We start from the raw sequence: 16,596 nt of genomic DNA on the forward strand, positions 1-16,596 counted from the left end.
GTAACCGGTTATGTCCTGATAGGTTGACATAGATATTGTCAGCAATCAACTATAGCTATTAAAAAGTCCGTTGAGCTGCCTTCGTCTATTAAAGGGTTATATCTCTGGCAAAATTATCAATTAGCCGTATATCCCCTATAAAAACAGCGGCATATCGGCGATTCTCGTAATCCAGCATATATTCCACCTGAATTCCTTTTGCTTCCAGCTCAGCAATAATTTGCGCGCAAGTTTTCTTCTGATGGAAAATCTGGGCAAACTCATCTGCTAATAGCCGCTGCTCAGGGGTGAGGCGGGTATTTCGGGAACTGCAGGCAAGACCGCTTTCTTCCCTGATTGTCGGGCAGCCGATGACCTGGATGTCCATAAAGAATGCAGACGCCATTCCTTTAATTAACTGATATTGCTGATAGTCTTTCTCACCAAAATAAGCTCTTGCCGGTTTAATCAGGTTAAACAGCTTCATTACAATCGTCAGTACGCCATTGAAATGGCCGGGGCGATATTGTCCTTCCATCAATTTACATAGTTCGTTTTCCTGCACCTGATAGGTGTAGCCGTCATGATAGATGGCGTCTTTCTGCGGAAGCAGACAAAAATCAACGCCGGCTTTTTCCATTAATTCCAAATCCGCTTCGAGGCTGCGCGGGTAGTGGGTGAAATCATCCGGTCGGTTGAATTGGGTCGGGTTGACGAACAGGCTGGTTGCCGTAAATTGGTTTTCCTGTTTGCTTTTTTGAAAAAGCGACAAATGACCAATGTGCAGATTGCCCATGGTCGGCGCAAAGCCGATGTCTGCTTTGTCCGGTAAGGATTGACGGAATTTAATCCAGTCTTCAAGCTGTTCAAAAATTTGCATAATCTGTATTCTTTATTTGCGTCCTTGCGAACGCCGTGAAGCAATTCAGCCCAAAGCCAGAAAAGGTTATGACTGAATCGCTTCGCCTTCGGCCCGCAAAGACAGATAATGATAGTGTCTAAAAAGCATGTTCCTCGGCAGGAAATTGCGAATGTTTGACCTCATGAATATAATTATTAATGGCCTGACGAAAATAGGCCTTTCCTTCGCAATACTGCTTCAGAAAATGAGGTTTGAAATCATTCAAGCCCAGCATATCATGCCAGACCAATACCTGGCCGTCGGTTCCAACACCAGCACCTATGCCAATAGTCGGTATAGACAAGCTCTGGGTGATTTGTTCTGCTACCGTTTGCGGCACACATTCAAGAACTAGCGCGCAGCAGCCGGCTGATTCCAAATCCTTGGCTTGATGTAACAGCTTGTCAGCCTGCTCTTTGGTTTTGCCCTGCACTTTATATCCGCCAAGCTGGTGGACTGATTGGGGAGTAAGGCCAATATGACCGATGACCGGAACGCCGGCGGCAACCAGATGCGCTATGGTTTTACAAGTGTCCAGATCACCTCCTTCAATCTTTACCGCCTGTGCCCCGGCTTGAAGTAAACGCCTCACATTGGCAATGGTTTCCTGTTGCGATCCCTTATGAGCCAGGAAAGGCAAGTCAGTTACCAGAAATTGCTTTTTTAATCCGCGGGCCACTGCAGCCGTGTGGAGTTCCATCATTTCAATGGTCGCCATTACGGTTGTTTCATGGCCGTGGACTGCCATTGCGACAGAGTCGCCAACCAGTACGCAATCCAGCTCGGTCTCGGCAAGGATGCAGGCAGAGGGGTAATCATAGCAGGTTAGAAAGGATATCTTTTCACCCAGTGATTTTTTTCGCTTAAAATCAGTAATTTTCATGTGATTCTCCCTGTCTGGGTGTTAGCAGGGGAAACTTCAGGTACCTGTCTCATGGATCAAGTCCTCCATATTAATGTGTATTGTAAAAAGTCACTGCCCTAGGGTCAGTGCTCGGGAGAATGTTCTCCTTATTTAGATCATAAAGCACGCGCATCAAATTGCAAGATGGGTTATAATTTACCATTAAATTTAAATAGCTGGCGGACGTTTTGATGATACCTGTCGACAAATTAACTACAGCCGGAGAACACCCCTTTTTCTTTGAGGGAGAAGCTGGCAGCCTGGAGGCTGTGCTTACGGTACCGGCTGAATGCAAGACGCATTACATCGCCTTGCTCGGCCACCCCCATTCGCTGCAAGGGGGTACTATGAATAATAAAGTAGTCACCACCATCGCGCGTGCCTTTAAAGAGAGGGGAATTCCCAGTATTCGCTTTAATTTCCGCGGGGTTGGGCAATCCATGGGGACTTATGATGCTGGGATTGGCGAAAGCGAGGATATGCTAAAGCTTGCCCGACTCTGGCACGAGGTAAAACCTGAGGCTGAAATTATCCTGGCTGGTTTTTCCTTTGGTTCTTTTGTCGCTTACCGTACGGCTGCACATTGTCCGCACCGTCTGCTCATTAGTGTGGCGCCGCCGGTTCACCATTATGATTATTCGCTGTTTACCCCCTCTGACTGGACTATTTTTCAGGGGGATGAAGATGATGTGGTGCCCCTGGCGCTGGTAGTTGAATTTGCGGCAGAGCATCCTGGTATTGAGCTAATACGTTTTGCCGATACCGGGCATTTCTTCCATGGAAAATTGCTCGAGTTGAAGGCTGCTCTGGCTCATCTTCTGATTTCACGAGAAATTGGTTATGAATCTGCTTGAACGATATGATCTGGCGATTCAGACCGGCGATATAGAAGACGATCCCCTGCAGCGGAAAGTATTGCTAGTCCTTGAGCAATTGAGCGTTAAATTAAGCGCCCCTAAAAAATTTTTCTCGTTTTCCCGCAGGAAAGCGCCGCTTAGCGGCTTGTATATGTATGGCTCAGTCGGAGTAGGAAAAACCTTTCTGATGGATATGTTTTTCGAAAATTTAACCATTAAAGAAAAACTCCGCTTTCATTTTCATCATTTTATGCAGCAGGTCGATAAGCGCCTGCGTGCTCTGCAGGGCGTTAAAAATCCTTTGCAGCGCATTGCCAGCGATATTGCCCGCACGACCCGCGTCCTTTGTTTTGATGAGTTTATGGTTGATGATGTGGCCTATGCGATGATTCTCGGTGAATTAATGCAGGCCTTGTTTGAACAGGGAATTGTCCTGGTAGCCACTTCCAATTGCTGCCCGGATAAACTTTACTGGAATGGGGTACAAAGACCGCGCTTTTTGCCGGCAATTGAGGCGATTAAGGCCCATTGCCAGGTTATAGCGCTTGGAGAGCGACGCGACTATCGTCTGGGACGCCAGAAGCATCTGGAGACTTATTTATATCCTTTAACGCCAGTCACAAAAGCAACTCTGGAAAATCAATTTATTGAGCTGGCTGGCAATTATCACGACGCGGGTGCCTTGCCAATACAAAATCGGGATATCCCCTTCGTGATGAAAGCGGATGGCTTGATCTGGTTTGAGTTCAGGGTTATCTGTAACTTACCGCGCAGCCAGCTGGACTATCTGGAAATAGCTGAGCAGTTTGACACAATTTTTGTAAGCTCTATTCCTCAATTCAATGAAAAAGATACGATTTTTGCTATCCTGTTTATCCATTTCATTGATGTCATGTATGATCGCGGTATCCGTTTAATCCTGTCCGCCGAGGTGCCTTTAGCGGAACTCTATCGCGCAGGGGAAATGTCGCATCCATTTAAACGCACCCTAAGCCGGCTGGAGGAAATGCAGTCAGAGGATTATCTAAGGCGCCGCACTAGCCGCTCAGGAAAACCTTTATCCAGCCTGGGTTAGATTATTAAACAACTCAATTTTTAGGTTGATTTTTAATTTCGTCAATATCCTCAACAACCACTTCTCCATGAGTCTTCCAAAAGGCAAACGTTCCTTTGCTGATTTTGGAATAAATCCCAAGGGTTAGAACATTAAAAAGACCCTCCAGAAAAATTTGATCTATTGAGGAGTTTCTTCGAGTCTGCAGTATGCCTTTGTTCTGTTCGGTAAGATGAGCTTCCATATTACTGATTTTGGCCTGTGGATCGGGAACAGCGGGATCTGAAAGTGAGTTAAGCATTTTGCTGACAATATCATATTTCTGATTGGCTAAATTTGAAGGATCCTTCGTTGTCGACCGCTGCAAGTGGTTTTTATAATTCTCACACAACTTTACAAGTTTTTTTAATTTCCTGATCTGCTCTGCATTAACGTTCTCCCGCGCGGGAGCTGTCGCCATTGGCTCTGCGGGGATTGCTGTCTGCACTTGTACTTTAGGAGGCTCTGCAGGAATTGCTGTCTGCACGTGTACTTTAGGAGGCTCTGCAGGAATTGCTGTCTGCACGTGTACTTTAGGAGGCTCTGCAGGAATTGCTGCCTTCACGTGTACTTTAGGAGGCTCTGGAGGAATTGCTGCCTTCACATGTACTTTAGGGGCTTCTGCAGGAATTGCTGTCTTCACTTGTACTTTAGGGGCCTCTGCACGGGGGGCACGCCGACTTGCCTCTTGTAAGGCAATCTTTATAAATTCAGGAATAAGATTTTTATTTATATCTTTTTCAGCGCTTATTTCGGCTGCTAAAGCGCTGGCGTCAGCGAGCATCTGCTCTTTATGATTACGATACAATTTACACATTTCTTGCCAGCAATCAGCGGGGGAACGTGAGTTTGGGGCCTGAAGTTTATAAAAGTGCAACAGGGGACTGTTTTTCAGAAAAGGTTTGCTTTCTAAATATTGTATAAAACCTGCATAAAGCCCTTGCTTCCATTGCATGGTTTGATAGCAGGTAATTTTCCCTTTCATCAATCCTTCTATCCATGAGGCATCCCCGGTTAATCCGACAAAGGGATCGGATTCATTCAACACAGCCTGAACAGTCGACCGCTGTAAACGTTTGGGATTGATAAGCCGTATGTTAAATCCATCTGTTTGGCCTGTATTAATAAGCGATTTTGAAGTGAATTCATCCGAAGATCCCTTAAGATCATAACGGGCTTTTGCTATTTTACTGCGATATTCAGGCGCAAGCGTATTTAAAGCATTTTCATAGATTTTTTGTAGATCATCAGGATTTATGAAGCCCGGGATTACAATGTCGATATTTAATTTTTCGCCGCGATCTATCGCCAATTTAATAGCATTCTGAATATATGATTCAGCTTTGACGTTAAATCTTGCTGCCGTTAAACGATCATTATCAAAAAAATATCCGTAAAAAAGCTGGGTGTTTTCATGATAAAGGGCTTTTTGACTCACATCAGAGTTATTAATCAAATGAGTTAAAAAACTTTTATCCAGTGGATCAATGGTTTCGAATCCATCGTTAGAGGTGACAGTGCTATCAATATAGACACCCTTTTCCCCAGATCCAAATCCAGTACGCATTACCACGTCACTGGGATAATACACTCTGTTATTAACATGGCTTAAACCGTATTCTGCAACTGTAATAATTTTTTTGCCAAAACGATGGAGTTCATCGTGATCTTCCCTAACCAATCGATGTGGATTACCAATCACTGCGATGACATCCACCGAAGCGAGTTTGGAGGCGATTGGACCAGTCCTAATTTGTCGATGAATATCTTTCCAGCCATGCCAGCCTGTCTGGACTGTCCCCCAGTTTTTATCGGATAGTTCTGTCAATTGTTGACTAGAAATGACTTGTCCGCTTTTATTATCAATAATACCGTTTGATGTGATGCTTACACGATCATAATCCGCGCTATCAATGACGGTTAAACTCACTAAATGACTTTGTGTTCCTAATTCCTTTTCCAGAAATTCCTGTAAATCTTTTTGATAGCTGCTGATATCCCGCTTGACAATCCATTCGAATTTCATATCAGGTGACTGAGCCAAAAGGGCTTTCATGAAACTCGTGGCAGCGACTAAATCACCACCGCGCTGGTGCATAAAAGAAGTTAGAATAGCTGTAGTCGGCATAATAGGAGGCTCTTTAACACTGAGATATCCCTTAATTTTAGTTTCTCAATATTAAGGAATTATTAATTTGGCACAAATTGACAATGTATGTAATTAATTTGTACAATTTTGGTCGATTTCAAGAAGGCTACTTGACTGAAGAAGAGCATTCCTTTTACCTCAGGGAGCTTACTAAGCTTGAGGGGTTTTCGCTATCTGTGGGCTCCCAAATGCTGGTGTTGGACATCATCGACAAAGTTCAGGCCGGCGCAAAAAACGCGGCCTTTAAAAAAGCCTGATGATAAAAAATTTCATTTGTGGATAAGCAGGTAGCTTGGTATAGTTCCCTGCTCAAAATTATCTTAAATAGGATTTAAGAACAATGATACGGATGTTTGCAGCTGCTCTTTTAGTATTATTTTCTTCCATTTTATTGGCTCAAGCGGCAATTGTCATTAGTGAGGATGTGAATCCTGCCTCAGCTCCTTTGTCCAATGATCTCTCTTTAACAGTTAAACATTACCGCCTGGTTAAAATTGACATCCAGAAACTTTATTCTGAATTGGCAGCAGCACCACACCGGGACCAGTTATCAAATAGCGAAGCACTTATTATTGAGCTTCCTCTTCCAGATGGTAGTAACCGACAGTTTAAGCTTGTAGAAAATTCAACGATGGCTCCAGAGCTGGCCGACAAGTTTCCTGAAATTAAAACGTATGATGCCTATGGAATCGGTGATTCAGATGAATTTGGGAAACTTGATCTTACAAGCAATGGTTTTCATGCAATGATCATGATCCCTGGCAAGGATAGTGTTTTCATTGATCCTGTAGAAAAAGATAATACGCAATATTACAGGGTATATTACAAAAAGGATTTTAGGACGAAGAAGAAAATAAAATGCGGTGTGCAGAGCCAGAATAAGCCTCTGAAACAAGCCAAATCCCTTGTTAAATTCGCCGCTTGCGAATTGAAAAAATATCGTCTGGCGATGGCGGCCACCGCACAATACACGGCATTCTATGGCGGCACAGTAGCCGGGGCATTGGCAGGGGAAGTCACAACGGTCAATCGTGTCAATGGTATCTATGAGCGTGAGGCTGCGATCACACTGCAGCTGATTGCAAATAATGCTGCCATTATTTATACCAATCCGAATAATCAACCCTATACAAGCGGGAATCCAGAGGCTTTGATTGAGGAAAATCAGGACAATCTCGATGCAGTGATTGGTTCTGCAAACTATGATATTGGCCATGTCGTGGATGCGGCAGGGAGCGGATTGGCGAGTCTGGGCAGCGTCTGTGACCCGGCTGAGAAAGCAAAGGGCGCCACAGGGCAGACAAATCCAATCGGTGACCCCTTTGATGTGGATTATGTAGCCCATGAGATTGGCCATCAGTTTGGTGCAAACCATGTGCAGAATAATAGCTGCCAACGCAATAACCCCACAGCCGTAGAACCAGGCAGCGGCAGTACTATAATGGGTTATGCAGGAATCTGCGCCCCCAATGTGCAAGCTAATTCGAGTGCATATTTTAATGGCATCAGCTTACAGGAAATAGGCCAGTTTGTGTCAGAGCCTACTCATACTTGCGCGGTTAAAAGTCCGATTTTTCGCGCACCAGTTATCAGGGATACAGATGGTTTCCATTATATTCCAGTCAGCACGCCATTTAGCTTGACGGCTGTGGCAAGCAGTCCTGCACGCAATCTTCTAACCTATACCTGGGAACAAATGAATAACGAGGTATCTATTCAGCCTCCGGTCAGCACGGCAACAGGCGGACCCAATTTCCGAAGTATTGATCCCTCTGTGTCCGGGACTCGTTTTTTTCCTAATCTCATCTCATTAGCGAATAATGGTCCTTTCACCTGGGAGGTGTTGCCTTCTGTTTCCAGAATTTTAAAATTCAGGGTTTCAGTTCGCTCAAATATCGCAGGGGGCTCCTGTAATGCCTATACCGATGTCACTCTGACTACTACGGCTAACGCAGGGCCATTTGTGGTAACTTATCCAAATGCCCCGGGTGTTAGCTGGCTGGGCGATACAGTACAACCAGTCATGTGGAATGTCGCTAATACGAATCTGTTACCCGTTAATGCCCAATTTGTGGATATTCTTCTGTCAATTGATGGCGGTATCACCTACCCTTATGTTTTATTAAAAGGAGCGCTTAATGCCGGCATTGCCAATGTGACAATCCCGAGCCTGGCGACAACGACAGCCCGAATTATGGTAAGGGCATCTAATGGCAATTTTTTTAATATCTCGGCAAATAATTTCAGCATCCTGACCAGGCTTAATTTAACTCAGGCAGAACGTAATCCGATGAACAAAACCGAGGCTTTCATTTATTACACCGGCCTGGATACACGTTTTATAAGCAACTATAGCGTTAATGGCTTAGCTAACGCGACAGTCACACTGGATCCAGCACACCGCCGTCTTATTGTCGGAAATATTCTGACGCCGCGTAAGATAAATGTTTCGATAACGGTTGTTAGACAGGGTGGTATCAGCGAAACATCGAATCTAATCACTATTCCAGGTATTTTGTAAACGAGGTTATTATGAACAAAAAATTCCTATTGGTTGTGTTGAATCTATTGGCGCTTAATGCGAATGCTCATTGGCTCACTGCGGTCAATCTAGGCGTCAATGCTGTCAATATTGAAAAAAATCTGGTTTATCCCCTCGGGGATCCTTTTAGCAGCACTGAACATTATCGCAGTGCCTATACCAATTTTCACGGTCAATTGGCACTGGCGTATAATTTTGTGTTGACTGGGCAAATTGCTCTGGCATTGGAAGGCGATGCTGATTTGTTTACCGGGCGTTCAAAGCACGTTATTAATAACTGGTTTCTTGATGAGTCTGTTTTAGCGAAGGAAAAGCTGAACTATGGCTTTAGTGTTTTCGCATTACCAGAATACCGTTACAATGAGAGTTTGCGTATTTTTGCCGGACCTGGCGTATCCCGCAGCCAATTTAAAATCTATTCAAACAATACTGCAGGGAATGTTGGTGTTACAGGGAATTTTGATCAATGGTTAACTGGCTGGGGAGTTAAGCTGGGCATAGCAAATCAATTAACGGCCAATAAAGAACTGTTATTAACTTATCAATTTACTCAATACAATAGCCTGGATCGAACTGGCCTTGAGCCTCTATCGGGGGAGTTGCTCCGCGGTCATTATAAGCCAGAAGCCAATCTGTTCATGATAGGGTTGCGGATGACGATGGCCTGAACAAAATAAAATACAAATGAGAATGATTATCGATATCATTTGTGTTAAAATTAAATTTTGCAGTTAATTTTCCAGGCTCGATGCGAATAGAAGATTTTAAAAAAGGCGACTGTGCACGCTTGCTTGATTTCGGTTTGACCGATCCTGCCTATCGGCGCCGGCTGCTCTCTTTGGGCATTACGCGTGGCGTTGAATTACAGATTGTTCGTGTTGCCCCTCTGGGTTGCCCTATACAAGTGGATGTACGAGGTACCTCTATCAGTTTGCGCCGGGAAGAAGCGCGTCATTTGCTTCTGGAGAAGGCATAATGCATATATTACTGGTTGGTAATCCCAATTGCGGTAAAACCACTCTATTTAATGGCTTAACTGGCGAGAATCAGCGCATCGGCAATTGGCCTGGCGTTACCGTAGAAAAGAAAACAGGCTCCTTCACCATTGAGGGACGAGAAGTTATCATTACCGATTTACCCGGTATTTACAGTCTTTCAGCCAGCGCAGGAGAGGCCAGCCAGGATGAACAGATTGCGTCCAGAGCAGTGATGGACTTGCCGGCTGATTTAATCGTCAATGTAGTAGATGCCAGCCATCTTGAACGCCATTTGTATTTAACCAGTCAACTGCTCGAGTTGGGGAAACCGCTCCTGCTTGCCTTGAATATGACGGATATTGCCGAACAGCAGGGAATTGATATTCAGATTGAGCAATTATCCAGACGGCTTGGCTGTCCGGTTATTCCACTGCAATCGCATAAAAAAATTGGCTTTCAGACGCTGCAGGGAGAAATTCTGCGTCAAAAAGAACCAAGCCGGGCATTAAACCTGGTTCTACCTGCCAATGTGCAGGAAGAACTGCAGAAATTCAGACAACATCTAGTGGAGCAAAAACAGCTGAGCCCCCAGTTAGCAAATTACCATGCCTTGCGTAAGCTCGAGGGAGGTGTTTGTTTTCCTGGTGCAGAGGCAACCGCGTCATCCGATTATGATATTGCCCTCGCTGATGCACGCTACCAGCTGATTCATGAAATTGTTTGCGCTTCCCAGCATAAAAGAAGTGACGCCAGCGAGCATTTTACTGCCAAACTCGATCGTATTGTATTAAACCGTTTTCTGGGAATCCCTGTTTTCCTTGCGGTCATGTATCTGATGTTTTTATTTGCCATCAATGTGGGCGGCGCCTTTCAGGATTTCTTTGATATCAGCACGGATACGATTTTTGTCCAGGGCAGTGCCTGGTTATTAGGTCAAATACATACGCCGCAATGGCTCATTGCCTTGCTTGCGGATGGGATTGGCGTAGGCATTAATACCACGCTCACCTTTATTCCGGTCATTGCCTCCATGTTTTTTTTCCTCTCTCTGCTCGAGGCCTCCGGTTATATGGCGAGGGCGGCGTTTGTTGTTGACAAGCTGATGCGGCTTTTGGGATTGCCGGGAAAATCCTTTGTGCCGATGATTGTTGGTTTTGGCTGCAATGTGCCGGCGATCATGGCGGCAAGGACGCTTGATTCTGAACGCGATCGCTTATTAACGGTATTAATGAGCCCTTTTATGTCCTGCAGCGCTCGGCTGGCTATCTATGCAGTATTCGTTGCGGCGTTTTTCCCAAGCGGCGGGCAAAACGTGGTGTTTGCTTTGTATATCATTGGCATCGTCATGGCGGTATTAACCGGTTTATTGCTGCGTAAAACGACTTTACAAGGGCAGGCCTCGCCGTTGATCCTGGAGTTGCCTGTTTATCATAAGCCCTCTTTGCGCCGCCTGCTGCGGGAAACGGGACTTCGCTTAAGGCATTTTATTACCCGTGCCGGAAGGGTCATTATTCCTGTGTGTATTTTATTGGGAGGCTTAAACGCCTTGACTGTAAGTGGAGGCATCAGCAGCAATGAAGCCGATACGCATTCAATTTTATCACTGCTCGGTCAATGGCTGACACCGCTTTTTTCACCCATGGGTTTAACCCAGGATAATTGGCCGGCGACTGTCGGACTATTAACCGGGATGCTGGCCAAAGAGGTGGTGGTTGGTTCCTTAAATTCACTTTATGCTCAATTAGGCCATTTAAGCCATGATGCTTTAAACCATTTTGATTTCTGGGGATCCTTGCAATCGGCATTTTGGTCAATTCCTGAAAATCTGGCTAATTTGGGGCAGGCACTGGTTAATCCGATTCTGGCGAGTGCCCCTGACAGTGAGCTCTCGCATTCGATTTACGGCATGATGGCTGAACGCTTTGACGGAAAAGCCGGGGCATTTGCCTATTTATTGTTTATCCTTTTATATATCCCCTGTGTTTCAACGATGGCAGCGATTCGTCAGGAAGCCAATCGCCAGCTGATGTGGTTTTCAGTCATCTGGTCATTTCTGGTTGCTTACACTGCGGCTGTTTTGTTTTATCAGTTGGCCCGATTTGGCCAGCATCCGTATCAGGCAATTGCCTGGATTTCCAGCCTAGCGCTGATGATGACGGCATTTGTTAGTTATCTTCGCTGGCAGGGTCTAAGGAAGAATAAACATGCTTATGCAAATTCTTGAGTATTTCAAAAAAGAAAAAGTGGCCAGTAATCAGCAATTAGCAAGATTGTTAGGCATTGATACCGGTGCATTGCAGCCGATGTTAGATCTCTGGCTGCGCAAGGGCGTTATTGCCTGCTGCCAGGAAAAGTCCGCTTGCCAAAGCAGCTGCTTCAAATGCAAGACCACCCCGCCTGTTTATTATCAATATATTTCATCGGTATAAGCCGGCGGCTGATTATCCCCGAGGTTAGAGTTTACAGATTTTTTTCTATTTATCAGGGATACACCTATGCTCAAATTGAGCTAAGATAGTTTATAGATAGTGAACCGGTGTAAATTATGGCTGAATCAAATAATTCTGAGGGTTTTTTAATAGCGGATGATATTCGCCAGGAAGTTAAAAATGCTCAGGATATCGATCCGATAGCATTAGTAGAGCAAGTCTATCAAATCTGGTGGCACTGGGCTAATTTTGAACTATACATCATAAGTCCCATTATTGACCCGATATCTCCTCCAATCGTTATTGAGCCGGAGTTGCTGCCTAATTCGCAAGAGCGGGAGTATGTCTATAATATTCATGATTTCGGCCACAAGATGACCACCTCAAAGGGTGAGGACATGTATGAAGCCGGCATGTCGATGTGCAAATTGTATTATACCATTGAGAAAATGATCTTCTTGCTGATCGAGCGTTTGAAATCAGGCGGCATTGATCAGGAAACAGAAGTACAGATCGCTTTTGGCGGTCATGAGCTCTCACAGCGCAAGGCGTTCGAATCAGTGATTAATCTTAGTTACAACGTGGTAGTCACCAACTTCGATCCTGGTGCCTGGGGCGAGCGCTATCTGCAAAATGTCAAAGTGCTGGCGGCCAAGGGCTACGGCTATCCCGAGGGAACGCCGCGTGATGTTTATCGTAAACACCCGCAGGCGGGTACTCCGGGTATGAAACGCTGAATTTATCTTATCTGCCACAAACAATACTTGCATTCCACGCACAATGCTCGTTTCCGCGCACAATGCTCGTAATTCCGGGCACAGTGCTCGAATCCCTGCGCATAACGCTCGAATCCCGTGCACAATGCTCGAATCCCTGCGCATAATGCTCGAATCCCCGCGCATAATGCTCGAATCCCTGCGCATAATGCTCGAAACCCTGCGCATAATGCTCGAATCCCTGCGCATAATGCTCGAAACCCCGCGCATAACGCTCGAATCCCCGCGGCTTCGACCGCGGGGTCCATCCAGGCTCCCATTTGGGTCCCGCGGTCGAAGCCGCGGGAATTCGAAGTTAGTCGAGGCCGCGGGAGTTCGCAGTTAGTCAAAGCCCTAACTTCCAGCTGCGCATGCCAATTGTTTGCCCTCCGAAACGGAGTGATACAAAATAATAGCTGACGATAAGCAACAACAGGGCGGCTTGCAAATAGTGATTTCCAGGGCTGATTGCCTGGCCATGATTTAAAAAAACTGCAATTCCTGTCAGAATAAAAGCGAGGGCCGCTAAAACAAGGCAATCATAAAGCAAGGCGGCGATGCATCGAATCCACATGATCGTAAAGAGTAAAATTCCTCTATTATCAGGATAATCCCTTTCAAGGCAAGCAGTTTCCTGTGAAAATTCTTATGCTTTAGGAGAGACTGTAATTGCTTCAAAAAAACAGAGTGGTATACTTTGCGGGATTTTGGCTTGAGTTTTAATAATTCAGTGTTGATTCTTGTCTTTAATTTTTTAAGGATGGTTAATAAGTGAAACAAAAACGACCGATAAATCTCGATTTGGGGTCTTTAAAATATCCACCGATGGCAATCGCATCCATTTTACACCGCATTTCCGGGATACTATTGTTTGTATTGATGCCTGTCGCATTCTATTTTATCGATTTATCACTCCGTAACGAAGAATCTTTCAGAAGAGCCGGAGAAATGATGGCCCATCCTTTTTCAAAACTGGTTCTCTGGGGCTTGGGTGCGGCTTTAATTTATCATTTACTGGCAGGGATAAGGCATATGCTGATGGACTTAGGGATTGGTGAGCATCTTGAGTCTGGCCGGCGCGGTGCTATTTTAGTCATTGCCGCAGCAATTATCTTTTCACTATTACTGGGGATATGCATATGGTAACAAACGTCACCAGTCTGACCGGGAATGGTTTACGGGATTGGTTAATTCAACGTGTCAGCGCTGTTTATTTCGCTGCCTACATGGTATTTGTTCTGGCTTTTTTGCTGATCCATTCGCCGTTTACCTATGCACAATGGCATGCCTGGGCCCAGAGCGGCTGCTTCAGGGCGGCTAGCCTGTTGGCTTTAGTTGCATTCTCCCTGCATGCATGGATAGGAATATGGACGGTTACTACCGATTATATTAAATGCACGGTCCTGCGTCTCGCTGTCCAATTACTAGTTGCAGGTTGGTTATCCGCCCAGTTCATCTGGGGCTTCATGATTTTCTGGGGACAATAAATGGCCTTTGCTCGTAACACATTTGATGCAGTAATTATTGGTGCAGGCGGAGCCGGTATGCGTGCGGCGCTACAGCTTGCCAACTCAGGATTAAAAGTCGCTTTATTATCGAAGGTCTTCCCCACGCGTTCCCATACAGTATCAGCCCAGGGAGGCATCACCGCAGCACTTGGCAATGCGGATGAAGACGATTGGCGCTGGCATATGTATGATACGGTCAAGGGAGCTGACTACATCGGCGACCAGGATTGTATCGAATATTTATGCAAGACCGGACCTGAAGCGGTATATGAGCTGGAGCATATGGGTTTACCATTCTCCCGTATGGATAATGGCCGAATCTATCAGCGCCAGTTTGGCGGACAATCCAAAAATTTTGGCGGCGAACAGGCTGCTCGTACCTGCGCTGCGGCTGACCGCACAGGCCATGCGCTATTGCATACCCTATATCAGCAAAACCTGCGGGCCAAAACGCATGTATTCAGTGAATGGTATGCGCTGGACTTGGTAAAAGACGCCCATGGGCGTATTGCTGGTGTGACTGCAATATGCATTGAAAGCGGGGAAGTTGTATTTTATCAGACTCGTATCTGTATTCTGGCAACTGGCGGTGCGGGACGCATTTACCAATCCACCACGAATGCTCATATTAATACAGGCGATGGCTTCGGAATGGCAGTGCGTGCCGGGCTTCCCTTACAGGATATGGAAATGTGGCAATTCCATCCGACAGGGATTGCTGGTGCAGGCACTCTGGTAACTGAAGGCTGTCGTGGCGAGGGCGGTTATCTGATCAATAAAGACGGTGAGCGTTTTATGGAACGTTACGCCCCACGCGTTAAAGATCTGGCTTCACGCGATGTAGTTGCACGGGCAATGGCGCTGGAAATTCGTGCTGGTAAAGGCTTTGACCCGCAGGGTGTGGATTATGTCAAACTAAAGCTTGATCACCTCGGTGCCGATTTGATTAAAGCCCGCTTGCCCGGTATTCGTGAGCTGTCAATCAAATTTGCCGGCGTTGATCCGATTGTTGAGCCAATCCCGGTCGTGCCCACCTGCCATTACAGCATGGGGGGGATTCCCACCAATATTCATGGCCAGGTCATCACGCATCGCAATGGCATGGATCATGTCGTTGAAGGCCTGTACGCCGTGGGCGAATGTGCCTGTGTATCTGTACATGGCGCTAACCGTCTGGGCGGTAATTCATTGCTCGACCTGGTTGTTTTTGGCCGTGCTGCGGGATTGCATGTGGAAGAACTATGGCAATCTAATCAGTTGCCGGATATGCCTTATGTGACCGATGATGAAGTGGCCTTGTCGCTGGCTCGTTACCAGCGTTGGCAGGATGCAAAAGAGGGCGACTCCCCGGCGGTGTTGCGCGCTGAAATGCAGCGGGTGATGCAGGAAGACTTCGGTGTCTTCAGAACAGGCCAGGTGATGGCAGAAGGCCTGCATCGGCTCGATGCGCTGAAAGAGCGTTTGGCAAATGCCTGTATCAAAGACAAGAGTAAAGTATTTAATACTGAAATGATTTCTGCACTTGAACTGGATAACCTGATGGCGACTGCCTATGCCACTGCTCAGTCCGCACTGGCACGCACAGAAAGCCGAGGCGCGCATAGCCGTGAGGATTTTCCCCAGCGTGATGACGCTAACTGGATTAAACATACGCTCTATTTTGGTGAGGGGAATCTAATTGATTATCGGCCAGTTAATGTGACGCCGAAATATGTAGAGCCTTTTCAACCTAAAGAACGTGTTTATTAAGAGGATATATTATGTCGGCAAGCAGAATATTAAGCCTGCATCTCTACCGTTACAATCCTGAGGTTGATACCAAGCCTTATATGCAGGAGTTCAAGATAGAGATCCCAGCCAAGAGCGATCCCATGCTGCTCACTTTACTGGAAAGATTAAAGGCTGAACAGGATGAATCGATTACCTATCGTCGTTCCTGCCGGGAGGGAGTCTGCGGATCGGACGGAATGAATATTAATGGCACGAATGGATTGGCCTGCATCACTTCTTTGTCTCAGTTGAAAACGGATAAAATTGTTGTGCGTCCCTTACCCGGTTTTCCGGTGGTTCGCGATTTGGTCGTTGATATGTCCCAATTTTATCAACAATATGAACGTATCGAACCTTATCTGCAAAATGATGAAGTAGCTCCCGCCCGCGAACGGCTGCAAACGCCTGAAGAGCGTTCCAAGCTGGATGGGCTGTACGAGTGCATTTTATGCGCTTGCTGTACCAGTTCCTGCCCTTCATTCTGGTGGAACCCGGACAAATTTGTAGGGCCTGCAGGATTATTACAGGCTCGGCGTTTTCTTGCAGACAGCAGAGACACAGCTACAATTAAACGGTTGGATAAATTACAGGATCCATTCAGCGTATTTCGTTGTCGTTCGATTATGAATTGCGCCAATGTGTGTCCGAAGGGACTCAATCCGACGCAAGCGATTTCTGATATTCGCAAGCAAATGTTAACAGAGGAAACTTGATAAGATTCCGACAGCTTCT

17 protein-coding genes are annotated in these 16,596 nt (G+C 45.9%); 13 read left to right on the plus strand and 4 right to left on the minus strand.

All coding sequences use genetic code 11. The features are described from left to right. Nucleotides 1–88: 88 nt before the first annotated feature. Nucleotides 89–859: a pantoate--beta-alanine ligase gene (gene panC / locus DYH42_RS00715; protein WP_058523825.1), complete on the minus strand. Its 771-nt coding sequence runs from the start codon at nt 857–859 to the stop codon at nt 89–91. A 118-nt stretch (nt 860–977) separates the two neighbouring features. After that, the gene (gene panB / locus DYH42_RS00720; RefSeq protein ID WP_058523824.1) at nt 978–1,763 is read right to left on the minus strand and encodes a 3-methyl-2-oxobutanoate hydroxymethyltransferase; all 786 of its coding nucleotides are present in this window, start codon (nt 1,761–1,763) and stop codon (nt 978–980) included. A 212-nt stretch (nt 1,764–1,975) separates the two neighbouring features. Here panB and DYH42_RS00725 point away from each other — a divergent pair, with 212 nt between their 5' ends. After that, nucleotides 1,976–2,638, plus strand: a complete 663-nt coding sequence (locus DYH42_RS00725; RefSeq protein ID WP_058523823.1) for an alpha/beta hydrolase — start codon at nt 1,976–1,978, stop codon at nt 2,636–2,638. After that, nucleotides 2,625–3,716: a cell division protein ZapE gene (gene zapE, locus DYH42_RS00730; protein ID WP_058523822.1), complete on the plus strand. Its 1,092-nt coding sequence runs from the start codon at nt 2,625–2,627 to the stop codon at nt 3,714–3,716. Before DYH42_RS00725 ends, zapE begins: the two co-directional genes overlap by 14 nt. A 13-nt stretch (nt 3,717–3,729) precedes the next feature. Here zapE and DYH42_RS00735 read toward each other — a convergent pair whose 3' ends face one another. Beyond that, nucleotides 3,730–5,862 (minus strand): hypothetical protein, encoded by a 2,133-nt coding sequence (locus tag DYH42_RS00735; protein ID WP_115316883.1) that lies wholly within the window; start codon nt 5,860–5,862, stop codon nt 3,730–3,732. A gap of 131 nt (nt 5,863–5,993) precedes the next feature. On the opposite strand from DYH42_RS00735, the gene DYH42_RS00740 reads away from it, so the two are divergent. From DYH42_RS00740 to DYH42_RS00770, 7 genes are all read left to right on the plus strand, one after another. Continuing rightward, nucleotides 5,994–6,140 carry a hypothetical protein gene (locus tag DYH42_RS00740; protein ID WP_157062394.1) on the plus strand — a complete coding sequence of 49 codons (147 nt, stop codon included), beginning with the start codon at nt 5,994–5,996 and terminating at the stop codon, nt 6,138–6,140. 83 nt (nt 6,141–6,223) lie between these two features. After that, on the plus strand, nt 6,224–8,404 hold the full coding sequence (locus DYH42_RS00745; RefSeq protein WP_058523820.1) for a reprolysin-like metallopeptidase: 2,181 nt from the start codon (nt 6,224–6,226) through the stop codon (nt 8,402–8,404). Between the two features lie 11 nt (nt 8,405–8,415). Continuing rightward, nucleotides 8,416–9,093 carry a hypothetical protein gene (locus DYH42_RS16495; protein WP_065232821.1) on the plus strand — a complete coding sequence of 226 codons (678 nt, stop codon included), beginning with the start codon at nt 8,416–8,418 and terminating at the stop codon, nt 9,091–9,093. Nucleotides 9,094–9,173: 80 nt separating this feature from the next. After that, on the plus strand, nt 9,174–9,401 hold the full coding sequence (locus DYH42_RS00755; protein WP_058523885.1) for a FeoA family protein: 228 nt from the start codon (nt 9,174–9,176) through the stop codon (nt 9,399–9,401). Beyond that, entirely contained in the window at nt 9,398–11,626 is a 2,229-nt protein-coding gene (feoB, locus tag DYH42_RS00760) for a Fe(2+) transporter permease subunit FeoB (protein WP_058523884.1), read from the plus strand. Before DYH42_RS00755 ends, feoB begins: the two co-directional genes overlap by 4 nt. Continuing rightward, nucleotides 11,607–11,831: a FeoC-like transcriptional regulator gene (locus tag DYH42_RS00765; protein ID WP_058523819.1), complete on the plus strand. Its 225-nt coding sequence runs from the start codon at nt 11,607–11,609 to the stop codon at nt 11,829–11,831. Before feoB ends, DYH42_RS00765 begins: the two co-directional genes overlap by 20 nt. Before the next feature lie 116 nt (nt 11,832–11,947). After that, on the plus strand, nt 11,948–12,568 hold the full coding sequence (locus tag DYH42_RS00770) for a hypothetical protein (RefSeq protein ID WP_058523818.1): 621 nt from the start codon (nt 11,948–11,950) through the stop codon (nt 12,566–12,568). 364 nt (nt 12,569–12,932) lie between these two features. On the opposite strand, the gene DYH42_RS00775 is transcribed toward DYH42_RS00770, so the two are convergent. Further along, on the minus strand, nt 12,933–13,160 hold the full coding sequence (locus DYH42_RS00775) for an RDD family protein (protein ID WP_058523817.1): 228 nt from the start codon (nt 13,158–13,160) through the stop codon (nt 12,933–12,935). Between the two features lie 197 nt (nt 13,161–13,357). Here DYH42_RS00775 and sdhC point away from each other — a divergent pair, with 197 nt between their 5' ends. The 4 genes from sdhC to DYH42_RS00795 are packed head-to-tail and all read left to right on the plus strand — an operon-like array spanning nt 13,358 to nt 16,577. Then, on the plus strand, nt 13,358–13,732 hold the full coding sequence (gene sdhC / locus DYH42_RS00780) for a succinate dehydrogenase, cytochrome b556 subunit (protein ID WP_058523816.1): 375 nt from the start codon (nt 13,358–13,360) through the stop codon (nt 13,730–13,732). After that, nucleotides 13,726–14,073, plus strand: a complete 348-nt coding sequence (gene sdhD, locus DYH42_RS00785; protein WP_058523815.1) for a succinate dehydrogenase, hydrophobic membrane anchor protein — start codon at nt 13,726–13,728, stop codon at nt 14,071–14,073. The genes sdhC and sdhD overlap by 7 nt, the downstream gene beginning before the upstream one ends. Then, nucleotides 14,074–15,843 carry a succinate dehydrogenase flavoprotein subunit gene (gene sdhA, locus DYH42_RS00790; protein WP_058523814.1) on the plus strand — a complete coding sequence of 590 codons (1,770 nt, stop codon included), beginning with the start codon at nt 14,074–14,076 and terminating at the stop codon, nt 15,841–15,843. Nucleotides 15,844–15,854: 11 nt separating this feature from the next. Continuing rightward, on the plus strand, nt 15,855–16,577 hold the full coding sequence (locus DYH42_RS00795) for a succinate dehydrogenase iron-sulfur subunit (protein ID WP_058523813.1): 723 nt from the start codon (nt 15,855–15,857) through the stop codon (nt 16,575–16,577). Nucleotides 16,578–16,596: the final 19 nt, after the last annotated feature.

This window comes from Legionella birminghamensis (assembly GCF_900452515.1).
GTDB lineage: Bacteria > Pseudomonadota > Gammaproteobacteria > Legionellales > Legionellaceae > Legionella_C > Legionella_C birminghamensis.